Annotated in this window: 12 protein-coding genes; 7 read left to right on the forward strand and 5 right to left on the reverse strand. The window is 59.2% G+C overall.

Annotated features, from left to right (window positions below; translation table 11 throughout):
- The first annotated feature begins 11 nt into the window (after nt 1–11).
- From PI739_RS22430 to fdhA, 5 genes are all read left to right on the forward strand, one after another.
- Nucleotides 12–308: a sarcosine oxidase subunit delta gene (locus PI739_RS22430; protein ID WP_054081719.1), complete on the forward strand. Its 297-nt coding sequence runs from the start codon at nt 12–14 to the stop codon at nt 306–308.
- The gene (locus PI739_RS22435) at nt 305–3325 is read left to right on the forward strand and encodes a sarcosine oxidase subunit alpha (protein WP_054081720.1); all 3021 of its coding nucleotides are present in this window, start codon (nt 305–307) and stop codon (nt 3323–3325) included. Before PI739_RS22430 ends, PI739_RS22435 begins: the two co-directional genes overlap by 4 nt.
- A 50-nt stretch (nt 3326–3375) precedes the next feature.
- Nucleotides 3376–4008: a sarcosine oxidase subunit gamma gene (locus PI739_RS22440; protein WP_044309127.1), complete on the forward strand. Its 633-nt coding sequence runs from the start codon at nt 3376–3378 to the stop codon at nt 4006–4008.
- A 175-nt stretch (nt 4009–4183) separates the two neighbouring features.
- A complete protein-coding gene (gene purU, locus PI739_RS22445; RefSeq protein ID WP_044309126.1) occupies nt 4184–5041 on the forward strand; it encodes a formyltetrahydrofolate deformylase in 858 nt (285 codons plus the stop codon).
- 49 nt (nt 5042–5090) lie between these two features.
- Entirely contained in the window at nt 5091–6290 is a 1200-nt protein-coding gene (gene fdhA, locus PI739_RS22450; protein ID WP_054081721.1) for a formaldehyde dehydrogenase, glutathione-independent, read from the forward strand.
- Nucleotides 6291–6323: 33 nt separating this feature from the next.
- Here fdhA and PI739_RS22455 read toward each other — a convergent pair whose 3' ends face one another.
- The gene (locus tag PI739_RS22455; RefSeq protein WP_054081722.1) at nt 6324–7334 is read right to left on the reverse strand and encodes an RHS repeat-associated core domain-containing protein; all 1011 of its coding nucleotides are present in this window, start codon (nt 7332–7334) and stop codon (nt 6324–6326) included.
- Nucleotides 7335–7453: 119 nt separating this feature from the next.
- Nucleotides 7454–13282 (reverse strand): hypothetical protein, encoded by a 5829-nt coding sequence (locus PI739_RS22460; RefSeq protein ID WP_054081723.1) that lies wholly within the window; start codon nt 13280–13282, stop codon nt 7454–7456.
- Nucleotides 13283–13503: 221 nt separating this feature from the next.
- On the opposite strand from PI739_RS22460, the gene PI739_RS22465 reads away from it, so the two are divergent.
- A complete protein-coding gene (locus PI739_RS22465) occupies nt 13504–14067 on the forward strand; it encodes a DUF2780 domain-containing protein (RefSeq protein ID WP_003372491.1) in 564 nt (187 codons plus the stop codon).
- Here PI739_RS22465 and PI739_RS22470 read toward each other — a convergent pair.
- Together PI739_RS22470 and PI739_RS22475 are read right to left on the reverse strand one after the other, a co-directional pair.
- Nucleotides 14047–15093 (reverse strand): RHS repeat-associated core domain-containing protein, encoded by a 1047-nt coding sequence (locus tag PI739_RS22470; RefSeq protein ID WP_042931147.1) that lies wholly within the window; start codon nt 15091–15093, stop codon nt 14047–14049. The two genes, PI739_RS22465 and PI739_RS22470, sit on opposite strands and share 21 nt — an antisense overlap.
- 71 nt (nt 15094–15164) lie before the next feature.
- The gene (locus PI739_RS22475; RefSeq protein WP_003432549.1) at nt 15165–16058 is read right to left on the reverse strand and encodes a 1-acylglycerol-3-phosphate O-acyltransferase, YihG family; all 894 of its coding nucleotides are present in this window, start codon (nt 16056–16058) and stop codon (nt 15165–15167) included.
- 193 nt (nt 16059–16251) lie between these two features.
- Here PI739_RS22475 and rloA2 point away from each other — a divergent pair, with 193 nt between their 5' ends.
- Nucleotides 16252–16755 carry a retropepsin-like aspartic peptidase RloA2 gene (gene rloA2 / locus PI739_RS22480; protein WP_003432546.1) on the forward strand — a complete coding sequence of 168 codons (504 nt, stop codon included), beginning with the start codon at nt 16252–16254 and terminating at the stop codon, nt 16753–16755.
- 390 nt (nt 16756–17145) lie between these two features.
- On the opposite strand, the gene PI739_RS22485 is transcribed toward rloA2, so the two are convergent.
- A complete protein-coding gene (locus PI739_RS22485) occupies nt 17146–17775 on the reverse strand; it encodes a glutathione S-transferase family protein (protein WP_024661874.1) in 630 nt (209 codons plus the stop codon).
- Nucleotides 17776–17840 lie beyond the last annotated feature (65 nt).

The raw sequence follows: 17840 nt of genomic DNA on the forward strand, positions 1-17840 counted from the left end.
AGAACCCGACCATGCTGCATATCTTCTGTCCTCACTGTGGCGAACTGCGCTCCGAAGAGGAATTCCATCCGTCCGGCCAGGCACACATTCCGCGCCCGCTGGACCCCGCTGCCTGCACCGATGAGCAATGGGGCGACTACATGTTCTTTCGCGATAACCCGCGCGGCCTGCACCACGAGCTGTGGATACACGCTGCCGGTTGCCGCCAGTACTTCAACATGACGCGCAATACCGTGACCTACGAGATTCTCGAAACCTATCCGATTGGTACGAAACCGCAGTTCACGGATCAGGGAGACAAGGTATGAGCCAGACCCAGCGCCTGCCCAACGGCGGCCGTATCAATCGCAGCAAGGTGCTCAACTTCACCTTCAACGGCCAGACCTATCAGGGCTTTGAAGGCGACTCGCTGGCCTCTGCCCTGCTGGCCAATGGCGTCGATATCATCGGCCGCAGCTTCAAATACTCCCGCCCGCGCGGCATCTTCGCAGCGGGTTCGGAAGAGCCAAACGCCGTGTTGCAGATCGGCGCGACCGAAGCGACGCAAATCCCCAACGTGCGTGCCACCCAGCAAGCGCTGTACTCGGGGCTGGTAGCCACCAGCACCAACGGCTGGCCAAGCGTTAACACCGACGTCATGGGCATTCTGGGCAAGGTCGGCGGCAAGCTGATGCCACCGGGCTTCTACTACAAAACCTTCATGTACCCGCAATCGTTCTGGATGACTTACGAGAAGTACATCCGCAAGGCAGCGGGTTTGGGGCGCTCGCCGACCGAGAACGATCCGGACAGCTACGACGCGATGAACCAGCACTGTGACGTGCTTATCGTCGGCGCAGGCCCTGCCGGTCTGGCCGCCGCGCTGGCTGCGGGCCGCAGTGGTGCCCGGGTGATCGTGGCGGATGAACAGGAAGAGTTCGGCGGCAGCCTGCTCGACAGCCGTGAAAGTCTCGATGGCAAACCCGCTGCTGAATGGGTGGCTACGGTGGTCGCCGAGCTGAAAAGCCTGCGCAACGTGACATTGCTGCCGCGCGCCACGGTCAACGGCTACCACGATCACAATTTCCTGACCATTCACGAACGTCTGACCGATCACCTCGGTGATCGCGCGCCCATCGGCATGGTTCGCCAACGTATGCACCGGGTACGCGCCACGCGTGTGGTGCTGGCTGCCGGTACTCACGAGCGCCCGCTGGTTTACGGTAACAACGATGTGCCGGGCAACATGCTGGCCGGCGCCGTTTCGACCTATGTCCGGCGTTACGGCGTAGCGCCGGGAAAAAAACTGGTGCTGTCCACCAACAACGACCATGCCTACCGCGTTGCGCTGGACTGGCTCGACGCCAGCCTGCAAGTGGTTGCGATTGCCGATGCGCGGCACAACCCGCGCGGCCCGCTGGTTGAGGAGGCCCGCGCCAAAGGCATTCGCATCCTGACCGGCAGCGCAGTGATTGAAGCGCGTGGCAGCAAACGTGTTACAGCTGCCCGCGTCGCCGCCATCGACGTCAAGGCGCACACCGTCACCAGCCCCGGCGAATGGCTTGAGTGCGATCTGGTGGCCAGTTCCGGCGGCTACAGCCCGATTGTGCACTTGGCCTCGCACTTGGGTGGCAAGCCGGTATGGCGTGAGGACATCCTCGGGTTTGTGCCGGGCGAAGCACCGCAGAAACGTATTTGCGTAGGCGGCGTCAACGGCGTCTACAGTCTTGCAGACAGCCTGGCCGATGGTTTCGAAGGCGGCGTGCGCGCTGCCAGTGAAGCGGGCTTCAAGGTGGTCGAAGGCGTGATGCCCAAAGCCCTCAGCCGTGCGGAAGAGCCGACGCTGGCGCTGTTTCAGGTGCCGCACGAGAAAGGCACCGCTCGGGCACCCAAGCAATTCGTCGACCTGCAGAACGACGTGACCGCAGCGGCCATCGAGCTGGCGACCCGTGAAGGTTTCGAGTCGGTCGAGCACGTAAAACGCTACACCGCGCTGGGTTTCGGTACCGATCAGGGCAAGCTGGGCAACGTCAACGGTCTGGCCATCGCCGCCCGTTCACTGAACGTGTCGATCCCGGAAATGGGCACCACGATGTTCCGCCCCAACTACACGCCGGTCACGTTCGGCGCGATAGCCGGGCGTCATTGCAAACACATCTTCGAACCCGTGCGTTTCACTGCGCTGCACGCCTGGCATGTCAAAAACGGTGCCGAATTCGAAGACGTCGGCCAGTGGAAACGGCCGTGGTACTTTCCGAAAAACGGTGAAGACCTGCCCGCAGCCGTCGCTCGCGAATGCAAGGCTGTGCGCGACAGCGTGGGTCTGCTGGACGCTTCGACGCTGGGCAAGATCGACATTCAAGGCCCGGATGCCCGCGAATTCCTCAACCGCATCTACACCAACGCGTGGACCAAACTGGACGTGGGCAAGGCCCGCTACGGTCTGATGTGCAAGGAAGACGGCATGGTCTTCGATGACGGCGTGACTGCCTGCCTTGCCGACAACCACTTCCTGATGACCACCACCACAGGCGGCGCTGCACGCGTTTTGCAATGGCTGGAAATCTATCAGCAGACCGAATGGCCGGACCTGAAGGTGTATTTCACCTCAGTGACCGATCACTGGGCGACCCTGACGCTGTCCGGCCCCAACAGCCGCAAGCTGCTCAGCGAAGTCACCGATATCGATCTGGGCCGTGAAGCCTTCCCGTTCATGACCTGGAAGGAAGGTCTGGTCGCCGGTGTGCCAGCTCGCGTATTCCGTATCTCGTTTACCGGTGAGCTGTCCTACGAGGTCAACATTCAGGCCGACTACGCCATGGGCGTTCTGGAAAAGATCGCCGAGGCAGGCAAGCAGTACAACCTGACGCCTTACGGCACCGAGACCATGCACGTACTGCGCGCAGAGAAAGGTTTCATCATCGTCGGTCAGGACACCGACGGCTCGATGACGCCCGACGACCTGAACATGGGTTGGTGTGTCGGTCGTACCAAGCCGTTCTCCTGGATCGGCTGGCGCGGCATGAATCGCGAAGACTGCGTGCGTGAACAGCGCAAGCAACTGGTCGGCCTCAAGCCGGTGGACCCTGCCAAATGGTTGCCGGAAGGTGCGCAACTGGTGTTCGACACCAAACAGACGATCCCGATGAGCATGGTCGGCCACGTGACCTCCAGTTACGCGCACAACTCGCTGGGCTATTCGTTCGCGATGGGCGTGGTCAAAGGCGGTCTGGCGCGCATGGGAGAGCGGGTCTTCGCGCCTCTGGCCGATGGCAGCGTGATCGAAGCCGAGATCGTTTCTTCGGTGTTCTTCGATCCGAAGGGCGAGCGGCAGAACGTCGAGTAGTCCGCGGTGAGCCGATCATCCGCAGCACACAGAATTCAAGCAGGTGAATCATGAGCACAGCCAACGTTTACCAGCAGCGCCCGACCACCGACGTCAAAGCCGAGTCGCCGCTGTTCCACGCAAACCTCGACAGCCTGATTGGCAAGGGGCGCGCCAGCCCGGGGGTTTTCCTGCGCGAGAAAAAGCTGCTGGGCCATCTGACGATTCGTGGCAATGCCCACGATCCGGCCTTCGCCGCAGGCGTACACAAGGCGCTGGGCATGGAGCTGCCCGCCGCACTGATGCTGGTCATCAGTGGCGAAAGCTCGCTGCAATGGCTTGGCCCGGATGAGTGGCTGCTGATCGTGCCGAGCGGCGACGAGTTCGCGGCAGAACAGAAGTTGCGTGACGAACTGAGCGGGCAACACATCGCTATCGTCAATGTCAGCGGCGGGCAATCGATTCTCGAACTGAGCGGCCCGAAGGTGCGCCAGGTACTGATGAAGTCCACCAGCTACGACGTGCACCCGGACAACTTCCCGGTGGGCAAGGCAGTCGGCACCGTGTTCGCCAAGTCGCAACTGGTGATCCGCCGGACCGGTGAAGACACCTGGGAGCTGCTGGTCCGCCGCAGCTTCTCGGATTACTGGTGGCTGTGGTTGCAGGATGCGAGTGCCGAGTACGGGCTGAGCATTCAGGCGTGAAGCGCCGGGAACCGGGGCTGAAACCGTAGCGTCGGTCTCAATGAAGACTCTTGGATTATCGTTCCCACGCTCCGCGTGGGAACGCAGTTCCGGACGCTCTGCGTCCTGCCCAAGCCTACAGGCTGGCACTGTCAGTCATATTTGCGGATAACAAATACTCTGGAGCATTGATTCAATGAGCCGCGCGCCCGATACATGGATTTTGACCGCCGACTGCCCCAGCATGCTGGGTACGGTAGACGCAGTGACGCGCTTTCTGTTCGAGCAGGGTTGCTACGTCACAGAACATCACTCCTTCGATGACCGTCTCTCGGGACGCTTCTTCATCCGTGTGGAATTTCGTCAGCCCGAGGCTTTCGACGAGCAGGCGTTCAGGGCCGGGCTGAGCGAGCGCGGTGAAACGTTCGGCATGATCTTCGAACTCACGGCGCCCAACTACCGGCCAAAAGTGGTGATCATGGTCTCGAAAGCCGATCACTGCCTCAATGACCTGCTCTACCGCCAGCGTATCAATCAACTGTCCATGGACGTGGTCGCGGTGGTGTCCAATCACCCTGATCTTGAGCCATTGGCTGGCTGGCACGGCATTCCGTACTACCATTTCCCACTGGACCCGAACGACAAGCCCGCGCAGGAAGCCAAAGTCTGGCAGGTCATTGAAGAGTCTGGTGCAGAACTGGTGATTCTTGCCCGCTACATGCAGGTCCTGTCTCCGGACCTGTGTCGCAAGCTGGACGGCAAGGCGATCAATATCCACCACTCGTTGCTGCCCGGTTTCAAAGGCGCCAAGCCCTACCATCAGGCTTACAACAAGGGGGTAAAACTGGTCGGAGCCACGGCGCATTACATCAACAACGATCTGGACGAAGGTCCGATCATTGCCCAGGGCGTGGAAGTGGTCGATCACAGCCACTATCCCGAAGACCTGATCGCCAAGGGTCGGGACATCGAAGGACTGACACTGGCCCGTGCGGTCGGTTATCACATCGAACGGCGGGTGTTTCTCAACGCCAACAGGACGGTGGTTTTATAGCTGCAACGGCTTCTCTCTGCTCCACCACAATAAAAGCGAGGTGACATGTATGTCTGGTAATCGCGGTGTAGTGTATCTCGGCGCTGGCAAGGTCGAAGTGCAATCAATTCCTTTCCCGAAAATGGAAGACCCACGCGGCAAGCGCATCGAACACGGCGTGATCCTGCGCGTGGTCTCCACCAATATCTGCGGCTCGGACCAGCACATGGTACGCGGCCGTACCACGGCGCAGACCGGGCTGGTGCTCGGTCATGAAATCACCGGAGAGGTGCTGGAAGCCGGTCGCGACGTGGAGCATCTGAAAGTCGGTGATCTGGTTTCTGTGCCATTCAACGTGGCGTGCGGCCGCTGCCGCAGTTGTAAGGAACAGAACACCGGCGTCTGCCTGACGGTCAACCCGGCCCGCCCCGGCGGTGCATACGGCTACGTCGACATGGGCGACTGGGTCGGCGGTCAGGCTGAATACGTGCTGGTGCCTTACGCGGACTTCAACCTGCTCAAACTCCCGGACCGCGACGCGGCGATGGAGAAAATCCGCGACCTGACCTGCCTGTCCGACATCCTGCCCACCGGCTACCACGGCGCAGTGACTGCCGGGGTTGGCCCTGGCAGTACGGTTTATGTTGCAGGCGCCGGCCCGGTCGGCCTGGCTGCGGCGGCGTCAGCACGCTTGCTGGGCGCGGCCGTGGTGATCGTCGGCGACGTCAACCCGACGCGTCTGGTTCATGCCAAGGCTCAGGGCTTCGAAATTGCCAACCTGTCCCAGGACACCCCTTTGCACGAGCAGATCGCTGCCCTGCTCGGCGAGCCTGAAGTGGATTGCGCCATCGACGCCGTAGGCTTCGAAGCACGCGGTCACGGCCATGCTGGCGCTCAGGCCGAAGCACCCGCCACCGTTCTCAACTCGTTGATGGGCGTGGTGCGCGTCGCAGGCAAGATCGGCATCCCCGGCCTGTACGTCACCGAAGACCCGGGAGCCGTGGACGCTGCCGCAAAAATGGGCAGCCTGAGCATTCGCTTCGGCCTGGGCTGGGCCAAATCACACAGCTTCCACACCGGCCAGACCCCGGTCATGAAATACAACCGCCAGCTGATGCAGGCGATCATGTGGGACCGCATCAAGATCGCCGACATAGTGGGTGTCGAGGTGATCAGTCTGGATGAGGCTCCGCGGGGTTATGGCGAGTTTGATTCGGGCGTGCCGAAGAAGTTTGTGATTGATCCGCATGGGTTGTTTGGCGGGGTTTAGATTCATCCAACCGATCAACCTTATACTTAATTATTAAGTTCTATCGATATCACGCCAAGAACCGATTAATGGTTCTCGGCGGATATTGCGAACTTGGGCTACCGGATTAGAAGTGGACGGAAATGGCAATGATTCAGCAAGGTGATAGCTAGGCGGCGGGGACTTCTCTGAAAATACAACACCTTCAACATCATCGAAAATCTTATTAAGTTTATCTCGCTTCTCTATAAAGGAATAAGAAGGTACCTCGCCTCGCGCCAGCTTGTTACTGACCTTCATATCTGCCAACTCCACTTTACGTTCAAGACGCTTATAGTTTTCATACGCGTGATCATAAGCCTCAGAGTACTGAGTGTCTTTTGTGTGATAAATATTCTTATTATACTGGGCCTGCTGCGAAGCTTGATAGGTCGGCGGCTCACTAATAGCTATCACACTTACGATAGGCTCCCCAGATCGCAAGCCATTTGAAACTGTTGTTTGCCGCTCCCTTGGCACGAGACGCCTAAAAAAATTAGATAGATTAAACATATGTCCAGTCAAATCAACCCAATTAACCGGATCCCCCCCACAATACCCATACGCATTCACCCCACCCTCACCAAACGGGCTCAGACTGTCCGGGCTGTTGAACCTCATCAACACCGGGTTAAACGCCCGATACCCATTCCCCAGCAAATAGTGCCCCGTCACCGGGTCAACTCGCTGGCCGGTAAAGCCCGGCAGGCTCGCGGGGCCTGAAGGATGACGATGTCCGTAAGGCGTGTAGGCAAACTCCAACCCCTGAGCGGCAATCACTGACTGCTGTTGATCCGTCGCCAACAACGCGCCGTCGCGCTGATTATTTTCTGTACTCAGGCAAGCAAGCACATGCTCATCCGTGCGCATAAGCGTGTGCTGGACCTGCCCCTGAACCTGCGTAGCCAGATGTGTCTTCTGATAAAAAAGGCGAGTGCTGCTCTGCCCCGCAGGCGCGCAATCGGCCAGGCGATCCAATGGATCGTAGCGGTAGACACAGAGCGCGGATTGCCCGGACGAAGCCATGGTTTCACTCCTTTGAAGTCACCCATGGCAGCAAGTCTGGGCTGAGTCTCTGTTTCCGCCCAGCTAGCAGAACTACTAGGCTGTTCCGCCTGCGGGACGAAAAACGCTGGAGACGTGCCCTACTGACGCACAGGCCTCACCAATACCGAGTAGTAATGCTCCTGCACATAGGCATTGCTATCAGGTTCCGGCACCCCGCGCATGCTGTCGATCGAAGGGAAAAGACCCAGATTCCAGTTCCGTCTGGCGGGCAATTGCGGCGTAACTCCATTTTGATCAGGCTCACGTGCAGGCTCGGACAAGTCCGAGGCCAGCACGCCGGTAATCTGCCCGTTCCGGTCCAGTACTTTCCCCGCCACGAACATGAAATGAAACGGGTAGTCCGATGACGGGCTGCCTTCCAGCCCTCCTCGCTCGATGAAACCGATACCTTCGCCGATCTCGGGAAATGACTGCTCGCCGACAAAATAGTCAGAGTGGCCGCGTGCATTTATCCAGTCATCGAGCGCTGTTGTCGTGATATTCAGGCTCACCAACTGACCATCCTGCCTGGCGACGACCTCGACATTGGGCACCACTGGAGCCGGATCACCCAGGCTCTCGCCCTTGTAATCGAACGCGACTTGCCCTCCGGCATATTTCGATACCAGGAACTCGGTGCTGGAGATGCAGCTTTCAGGCACCGCTGCCCTGGCTTCCAGCCTCACGTAACCGTCACGATCCGCTGCGATGGAGTGGAACAGGCTCGATGGCACATTAAGCTTGCCGGGTACCAGAACGTCGTCGCTCATGATGTGCAGGTCTTCGTGGTGAACCTGAAGCGTTCCGCTCGCTGTGTCATGAGCGGAATGGGACTCGTGAGTTGCCAAACGACCGGCCGGCCGCCGGGTGCGGATGCTGCAGATCATCTGATCGATGAGATTGCCGCCCTTGAGCGCTGGACGGTTGATCAGCGTGAACTCATGTCCGCCGATGTGACGCACCCAGGGCAGTGCCAGGGTCTCGGCGCGCGACCTGCCTTGCGGTGGTACCAGCAGAAACACCCCGTTGCGCTCATCCCAGTCGGCGCGGTAGATCCTGCCGTTATCCAGCTTGATGTAGTCACGTCCCTCAATCGAGTAACTGCCACGCTTTGGCCCGCTGCTGAGCGCTTCTGCACCGGTCAGGTCGACAATCGCGCTGGCAATCCCCACACCTCGGGTCCGCTCGGGATAAAGGGCGTTATCGATGTGCAGTTGCAATTGCGCACCGCTCAGATGTGTATGCTCGTCCGGCTGCTCCAGACTGGTGACCGACTCATAGGTATAGCCGCGCTGCGAGGAGAGAAAAATGCGTCGCGCATCGGCTTCCGGGACGTCATCAAGGGACAGCACGGCGATACGTTCAATTCTCGACGGGTCGGTAAAACAGGCTTCAATATGATCGATGATCGACCCCGCATGACTCAGGTAAAACTCGTCGTGCAGATGCCCCGCCAGCATGCCGAGACGCCTGGCAGGCGAATGGGCGAACCAGGATTTTCCCCCTGACTTCAGGCTGACTTCTGCCATCATCAGGTTGTTGCGGGCCAGCTTCTCCTTAAGCTGACTGACGAAGGCGCTCCGCTCGCTGGCGAGCGGCGGAATGTTTTCCTGAGCAGCCAGAAGCGGCTCGTTCAGACGAAGCTGTCTGAGGATATTTTCCCCCAGGCGTAACTCTCTGGATCTCGATGCCGCTCCCCATTCAACGGTATGGCCCAGCAAGGTATTGGCCAAGGCCGCCTGGTTGCGCGCAGCAAAAAGAATGGCCAGTTCCTCAGGGGTATCGAGTACATAAAACGGATTTTCCACTGTGGTAATGGACGAGGGCAGCCGCGATTTGATTTTGGCCACAGCATCGATGTTCCTGGCGACCCATTGAGGGTTGCGCACATAGGCTTCGTTCGCCGCCTTCGCGCCATAGAACAGCTCCAGCGCAAAGTCATCATGGGCGATGCCGTTGCGATAATCCGACTGGTCGTGCCACAGCTGAGGCAACGCTCGTTTGGGATCGGCGTGCGGGCTGATTTTCTGAAGGCTCAGGGCAACAGGCTGCTGGTCGTGTAACGTCTCGCCCGGCGCCAGCGCCAGGAAGTGCTCGATGGGCAGCGTGCCGCGATAGTGAACGCCGCGATCCGCTTCGATCACCAGTTCCTGTCCGCTGCCATTACTGAGCGTCGCCAGAACACCCGCCACGGTCTTGCTGCCGACCAGACCTTGCAGCGTGTCGCTTATTCGGACGGTCACGAACATGCCTTGAGCCGCGACAATCTGTGCCTGAATTTCAGGCTTGTAGGCCGGTATGGCAGGCAACACCCTGGCGACTTCCATGCGGCTGCCGTCGGCGCGAATGAAGGCGGTCGTCTCAACATCGGTGCCCGCATGTTCGAGTACTTCGACATGACCATTACGCTCGGTGACGTATTTGTGCTCGATCACACCAAGCGCCATGCTCTGCTGGCTTACCCTGCCATCTGCGTCGATGACCCGCACGGAAGCTGTTTCAAGCGCCGCCACGCAGTTGTCATACCAGCTGACTGTGTTGGTGGGAGTCAGAAAACGCTCCGGGCGACCGCTGAAGCCAAGCGGAAAATCCTCGGTGTGGGCAAAACGTGAAAGCTGCGGGGCGTCGACCGTTGACTGCGGGTGCCTGCGCCATTGACCTGCTTCGAGGTCCAGCGCATGCAGAGGTCGCAATTCCGGCCCTGTCAGTCCGCTGACTGTCCGGCAGGCATGGCCGTTGAGCATGTAGATCTTCTCGCTGATTCCACCGAGCAGTACCGCCCGAGCGCCACCTTCGACCATCGCGTTGCCATTCCAGTCGAGGCTCGTGACCTTCCGGCCCGTCGGCAGCTCGGAGATCTGCCCATCCTCCGAGACCCGCCAATAGGAGCTGCTTGTGGATAGGCGACGCCGCGCGAGGTGTGCGCCCTCGGCTTCGCGTTCGATGGCATCGCCGTGCTCGCTGTGTCGGGCCGTTTCGTTCAGATCAGAGCGGTCAGAAACAGCGCGCTCGCTGACGGTCTGTTGATAACGCAGTATCGCGGACCGAAGCCCTTTCACCGCCGATATGCCGCAATGCAGCGCCGAATGCAGACCGACCAGCAGAAAACCGAAGTTCTTCACCGACTCCTCGTAGTCGTTGGCCTTGATCGAATCGCCGAGGGCCTGGACCTGCTGGCTCATCGTCCAGATAGTGGTGCCTTGCAGCATCAGCACACCCGCCACTCTGGGAGGGAGCGTGCGCATTTTGCACAGCACCAGCTCGGCAATGATGTTGAGTGCATCCAGCGCGATGCCGTCATCATTGCCGTCGTAAATATCGAATCCCAGGTTGATGAAGTTGCCCAGCACAGGAATCAGTCCGCCGACCTGATGCACCAGTTGCAGCACATGCTGCGCGCTGGTCGACATGTTCTGAATGTCATCGTCGTTCGCTCGGGCGCTCAACATCTGCCTGAACGCCAGAGCACTGGCTTCAAGCCGGACCTTCTCGTCGGCGCTCAATAACTCGATGCAATGAACCGGCCTGTCACTGTCCGCCAGCGCAATCCCTTCCAGAATCTGCAGGCGCTCGGCGGCAGTACCGGATACCAGCACCAGCCGCTCGGCCTCCAGCATCCGATAGGTTTCGGTCGCCTGAATGGCGTAGGTCTCGGCCTCGAGCCTGAACGCTGCCTGCGGTGCGGTCAGTCGAGCAGGCAGGTGGCCGTTGTTGACGAAGGCAATGTTCGCGTCGAATAAACCCGTCAGCTTCGCTTGCAGCACGTCCAGACTTGCCGTGTAACGTGTTTTAACGGCGAGCGCCTGAGCCAGTTGCCCGAGCCGTTCATCACGATTGTCGGCAAGCGCCAGCTCGCGGCGCAGGTCTTCGTCATACACCACACTCAGCAGGGTTCGATAACCGACCGACTCTTCGTGCCGGAAAAACGTTCCGGTATTGATCCAGCCGGCCCGATAACTGATATCGAACGAAGACCGTGCAATCACCGGCCAGCAGGCTTCATTCAACCCCAGATAACGGCATAGCTCACGCGCCACGAATTCCGGCTGGGTCGGCTGCAGAACGACTTGCAGGCGCTGTTGGTCCTCGAGGTTCTGCGCAATCACTCTGTAGTAGGTGTTGACGGCATCATTCAAGCGCCGGGTATAGGCCGCCTGACGCTGCGCGTGCGGCAACGCCGGCAGGTCCTCCTGGTAATGTGCCAGCAGGTGACGGACCGCACGCAGCAACGTGACAGAGTGGCCGACGTTCCATTGCGCCTCGCGCAACTCATCGGTCAACTCCACGAACCGTGACCTGATGACGTCATAAGCACCCAGCGCCAGGGGATCCACGTATAGAAACGGAGGTTCTTTGCTGCGGATATCGAAGGCTTCGATGTCGATATCGGACAGCGGATAACGACGCTGGACAGGATTGGGCACGATCACTTCCACGATCAGCCGCTCAATATTGATCGCCCCCTCGGCTTCGCCATAGCGAATGGTGTTGATCATGTAAGACGACAGTTCCTGGCGCGCCGCGTCGAAGTATTCCGCAAGGTCCTTCGCGCGCCAGGGATTGACGGTGTGCTGCTCGCGGTAGATGTCGTGGTGGCCATCGCTGTCGTAAACGACCAGTTTCAGCGTGATGCCACCGGTTTGCTGGAGCATTGTCAGCAGCGCGTTTTCGTTGTCTTGCAGCGACGCGCCAAAATGCCGGTAACTGTTCAGCAAGGTGCGGCATCGACCAAGATGCCACTGCATCTCTTTCTTCAGCTCAAGGTCGATGACACCGTAGTCGTCAGTGCCGTGCGCCTGAACCTTGTGCTGCCGAAAGGTGTAGACCTGCGAGGTATCGAGCATGAAACGCTGCTGTTCGGCGAGGGTAAAAGGCAACGCGGGTGCCATCCCCGCAGGATGGGCTTCGCGCTCTCCGGGCAACAGCGCAGTGATCGCCTGCAGCAGATGGTCGCGGGTGGCAGCCAGCGGAATGTCGACGCCGTAGTAATCGAGCAGACCATGCAGTGAGACGGTTTGATCGTCGCGAATGGCCAGGATGCACTTGGCATCTGCCGATTCAAGGTGCGGTACCAACCGGGTCAGGCAGTCGGTGAAACGGATAAATCGGAGGTGCAGGTCAGACAGCGTGGCGTGCGCAGGTTGCCGTCCCTCGGAGATGCCCTGCAGTCGCAGCGAGTGAACCGGCCTGCCTTCATTCATCCTGACATGCAGCACACAGGTGAAAGACTGCCTGAAGTCCACCTGAGACGTGTTGACCAGATCAAGAACGTAGCGCAGGTCTTTACGGCGTACCCCGGGCAACAGATCGTCATCGACCTCGCCAGCCGGACCCGCGCTGGCGATAGCCCTGAGCAACGCCTTGAACCGCTGCAATATCGAACCGCCAAAAGTGACGCCGGCAAACAGCGGCGAGTCGTCGGCCACGGTCATGAATACTCTGTTGGTCATACAGGTGCCGGTCTTCACGTCGCGCATTCGTGCCCGCAGCGTGTTCAGCAACCTACGGTAATCGCCCCGCGTGCGGTCTATGCGCTCGATTCGGATGCTCGGCGAATGTGACTCGCGCTGATGACTCTGCGCAATATCGAGCGCCGCCTTGGCCAGTTCGTGCTCGGGGCCTGCCTCCAAGGCTGGCGAAGCGACGGAACGGGTAACGCGTTCTGCGCTGTCCCTGAGCACGTTCAGTTCATCGTCGAACAGCACTGATTTCAGGGTGTTCAGGAGCTCGATATCGTCGGCCCATCGCCCGAACACGCTGGCAGCCCCAAGTACCTGAATCTCGTCCAGTAGCGTGAAACCTTCAGGCCGCGGCCGTTGCAGAATGGCGGCCAGTTGCTCGCTGCCTTCGGTTGCCAGCATGTGCTGAAGCCTTTCCCGGCCGGCAACTGGCATGGAAGGAAATGATGAGGTGTGGGTATCGGTCATTGCTGATGCTCCGTGCATTCCAAATGACCGACACCATGCTGTTTCGCGGAAAAACGAGGTAATACATAGATGTTTTCGGACGACACGGGCCAGACACCGGGCAAATACAGGCTCTGCCGTTGTTCGCTACCGCGCGCTGGGAACAAGCTTCTGTTCCTCCAGTCAAACCCTGTGCTTCATCGCCCACTCACGGGCGGTTCGAGCTCGATAAAGGTGACGCAATGAAAACTGCACGCGCAATGGCTTTGGCAACGTTGATGGCAGCGGCTGCAAGCCCTGCATTTGCCTTCAATCTGAATGACGCCGCGAACGCGGTCTCCAATGCCACCAATGGCAATCAGAAAGCCACGGCGGCACCCGAAGTCGCGGGGCTGCTCAATACTCTCGGTACGCAGCTCAATGTCACCCCGGAACAGGCGGTTGGCGGGACAGGTGCGCTGCTCGGGCTGGCGAAGAACAAACTGACCAGCACCGATTATTCGCAGTTGGCCAAATCGGTCCCGGGCCTGGAGCAAATGTCCGGCACTTCCGCACTGGAAAGTCTGGGCGGCGCCAACGGGCTGGGCAGCCTGCTAGGCGGCAAGTCGGGCAATAGCTCGATGCTCAACAGCGCGCTGGGCAACGTGCAGAGCATGGGTGATGTGAACAACGCCTTCAAGGCGTTGGGCATGGACAGCACGATGGTCAGCCAGTTTGCCCCGCTGATTCTGCAATACTTGGGGCAGCAAGGTGCCAGTGGCTCGGCGTTGCAGAGTTTGAGTGGGTTATGGGGTGCCGGGAGCTGAAGCGGACCTTATACGTGTAGCGTTCCTCAATATATCTCCGGTCTTGTACTGCTTTTTTTGCACAGCGCCTGAGATCAACGCACCTGCTGAATTGAAGGCCACACCCACCATGGCGGTGCTGCGGTCTTCAGGAAATTGCCTTGCCCATTTGATAGCAGCCGCCCCAAAGGCGGCCGGGTCGCTTTTTTTCCCCGAATACACTTGCGACGCCAGCCCCGCGTAATACTCGGCCTGCTTAAAACTTAACTTTCCGTCTCCGTGAGTCGCAAAATGGCGATTCACTTGACGGAGGTTTTTGATGAAGGAAGACTGGCTGTCATTGAATCGCTCAAGCGCGTCATCAAGCCATTTTCTACTGCCTTGCAGAGGCATCGATGAGCCAACCGCAGGGATCAACCCTTTGCGGGCTGTTTCAATCACGTCGTTAAATTGCTCGCTGATCAGCTTTACAGACTTTATCGTACGCGTACTGAAAACTGCTACAACCACCTTAAATACTCGCCCCGTCGGATCGACATTATTGACAGGGTTTCCTCCACAGTAGGCATAACCATTTATCCTGCCCTCACCAAACGGGCTCAGCGTATCCGGGCTGTTAAAGCGCATCAGCGTCAGGTTGAATGCGCGAAGTCCATTGCCCAGCAAGTAATATCCAGTGATCGGATCAATCGTCTGCCCTGTAAAACCAGGTACGCTCAGTGCGGATGTTTGCAGGGATCGCAGGCCATAAGGGCTGTAGACAAACGCCTGATTGCGCATGGCATCAAGGCTGTGCAGCACCGAGTTGGCTTGATCTGTCGCAAGCAGATCGAACAGGACCTGATCAGATTCCACACGGCGCAACGCCAGTAAAAGACCCTCTGCCTGAACGACAGAATGGTGGGAAGTGCCCTGTATTGCTGTGGTCAGGCGGTTGTTTCGATAGAAACGCCTGACGACCTCCTGCCCCGCAGGGGCGATGCTTGCCAGTCGGTTCAGTGCGTCGTAACGGTATAGGCCGATCGGCGAAACATGGGGCAATGACATGAGAGCGGATTCCGGCAACATTAAAGGCCAGTTTCATCCGCCCGTTTCGCCTCGTCTACCTGTCAGAACTGTCAGTGCCCAGGCAACTCCAGCCGCAACGCCGCAATACGCGCATCCTTTTCGTCCCAGAGCTGATTGACCCAACCCTGCACTTTCTCGCGAAATGCAGGATCGTTTTCGTAATCGCCCTGCCACAGCGCCGGGTCCAGCTCGCGGGTTCGGATGTCGACGATCACGTTGGAAACCCGGCCGCAGAGCATGTCCCAGAAACCGGGAATGCCTGAATCGGGATACACGACCGTCACGTCCAGGATGGCATCGAGTTGCTCGCCCATTGCCGCCAGCACGAAGGCAACGCCGCCGGCCTTGGGCTTGAGCAGATGGGTATAAGGCGAGCCCTGGGCCGCATGTTTGGCCGTGGTGAAGCGCGTGCCTTCCAGGTAGTTGACGATGGTCACCGGCTGGCGCTTGAACAGTTCACACGCGGCCTTGGTGATTTCCAGGTCCTTGCCCTTGAGCTGCGGATGTTTCGCCAGGAACGCCTTGCTGTAGCGCTTCATGAAGGGGTAGTCCAGCCCCCACCACGCGAGGCCCAGCAACGGTACCCAGATCAACTCTTTTTTCAGGAAGAACTTGAAGAACGGCGTGCGCCGGTTGAGTGCCTGGACCAGCGCGGGGATATCCACCCACGACTGGTGATTGCTGATAACCAGGTAGGACGTGTCACCGCGCAGCCCTTCATCGCCACGGATGTCCCACTGCGTCGGTATGCAGGTGGCGAAGATGACCTTGTCGATCTCGGCCCAAGTTTCGGCGATCCACATCACCGCAGCCGAACAGCGATCGCGCATACGGCCTCTGAACAGCAGTTTGAGCAGCGCAAAAATCAATAGCGGACCGATAAGCACCAGCGTATTGATCAGTAACAGCAGGGCAACAAAACAGCCGGTGAACAGACGGCGCATGACGGACTCTTGAAGGTTCAGGGGCGGCAATAATAAAGACCCACGCGTTTTACGCCAATTACACAGGTGCTTACAAATGTTTCACGTCTCGGCCTTTATGCTGACGTCATATTCATCCTGACGAACCTACTGCAGGTTCGCTGTCTAAAAACGGGCGCCAATCAGGCGCTGACTATTGCGAGGAACCTCTCACGTGAAACCGATCCTGGCGCTATTGTCTTTGCTGGCCCTGCCGGTCATGGCCGCTGAACCGACGTTGTATGGTCGCTACGAGAACATTAAGGTTGCGGAAATAGGCCAGACCTTCAAGGCCAAGATGGACACCGGCGCACTGACCGCCTCGCTGTCGGCAAAGGACATCGAGTTGTTCAAACGCGATGGTGATGACTGGGTACGTTTCCGCCTGGCAACCAAGGGTGCGGACGACAAGGTGTATGAGCACAAGGTCTCGCGGATCAGCAAGATCAAGGGACGCGCCGAAGGTGACGACGACGATGACGAAAGCATCAACCCCGCCAAGCGCCCTGTCGTTGACCTGGAACTGTGTCTGGGCGACAAGAAGCGTACGGTCGAGGTCAACCTGGTGGACCGCAGCCACTTCAACTTCCCGCTGTTGATCGGTGCCAAGGCATTGCGTGAGTTCGACGCCGCGGTCAACCCGGCCCGCCGTTATACCGCTGACGAGCCTGATTGCTGAGGTTGTCCACAGTCCTCAGTATCGTGTGACGCTCCGCGCCCGATCCGGGATGTGCGGCGCGGCGCAGATCTGTGACGCAGAGCGTCACCCACGGCATTCCCACGCTGGAGCGTGAGGAACGATCACCTTGTAACTATCGTGCCCATGCTCCGCGTGGGTATGCATTTCTGGACGCTCCGCGTCCTATCCGGAATGTGCGGCGCGGCGCAGATCTGTGACGCAGAGCGTCACACACGGCATTCCCGCGCGGCGCAGATCTGTGACGCAGAGCGTCACACACGGCATTCCCACGCTGGAGCGTGAGGAACGATAGCCGCCCGCAAGAACACCATCGTGCCCATGCTCCGCGTGGGTAGGCCGTTATGAGCGTGAGTCGCGACGCAGATTGACTCAGACCGGCGGCTGGGTCGCGATCATCGACGGGCGTTGACTGACGTCAAGATACCAGGCGGCCAGTCGCGGATAAGTGCTGCGCCAGTTCAGATCCGGCTGGCGGAAATCCAGATATCCAAGTGCAGCGGCGACGCTGATCGATGCGACATCGAAGGACGTGCTGAGCTCGGTGACCGCGTCGCTTTCGAAGTAATGCAGCGAGCGCTCAATCTTCTGCTGCTGGTTGTCCAGCCACTGGTTCCAGTGTTTTTCCTGCGGACGCAAGGCAGTTTCGTAGCGGATCATTACCGCTGCATCCAACACCGCATCGGCCAGCGAAGCCAGGGTCAGGCGCCTCCAGCGTGCCGAGCCTTCCCGGGGGATCAGTGGCAGGCCCACGTGCTGGTGGTCGAGATAATCAAGAATCACCCGGCTGTCATGAATGACGTTGCCGTCAGCCAGCCTTAGCGCGGGAAGTTTACCGGCCGGGTTGTCTTCATTGAGCTCGGCAGACGGGCTGACCGGTGTCAGCACTGTGGTCTGCAACTCGACGCGATCGAGCTGAGCGGTTTCATGCAGCATCACCATCACCTTGCGGGCGAAGGGTGAAGCCGCGTTGAAGTACAACGTCATCGTGGGCGCTGACATGGGTATTCCTCGAATGAGACAGGATCCTAGACTAGTCAGCCTGTGACGCGTCTGCAATCAGCGTT

The sequence above is a fragment of the Pseudomonas cerasi genome (assembly GCF_027983475.1).
GTDB classification, from domain to species: domain Bacteria; phylum Pseudomonadota; class Gammaproteobacteria; order Pseudomonadales; family Pseudomonadaceae; genus Aquipseudomonas; species Aquipseudomonas cerasi.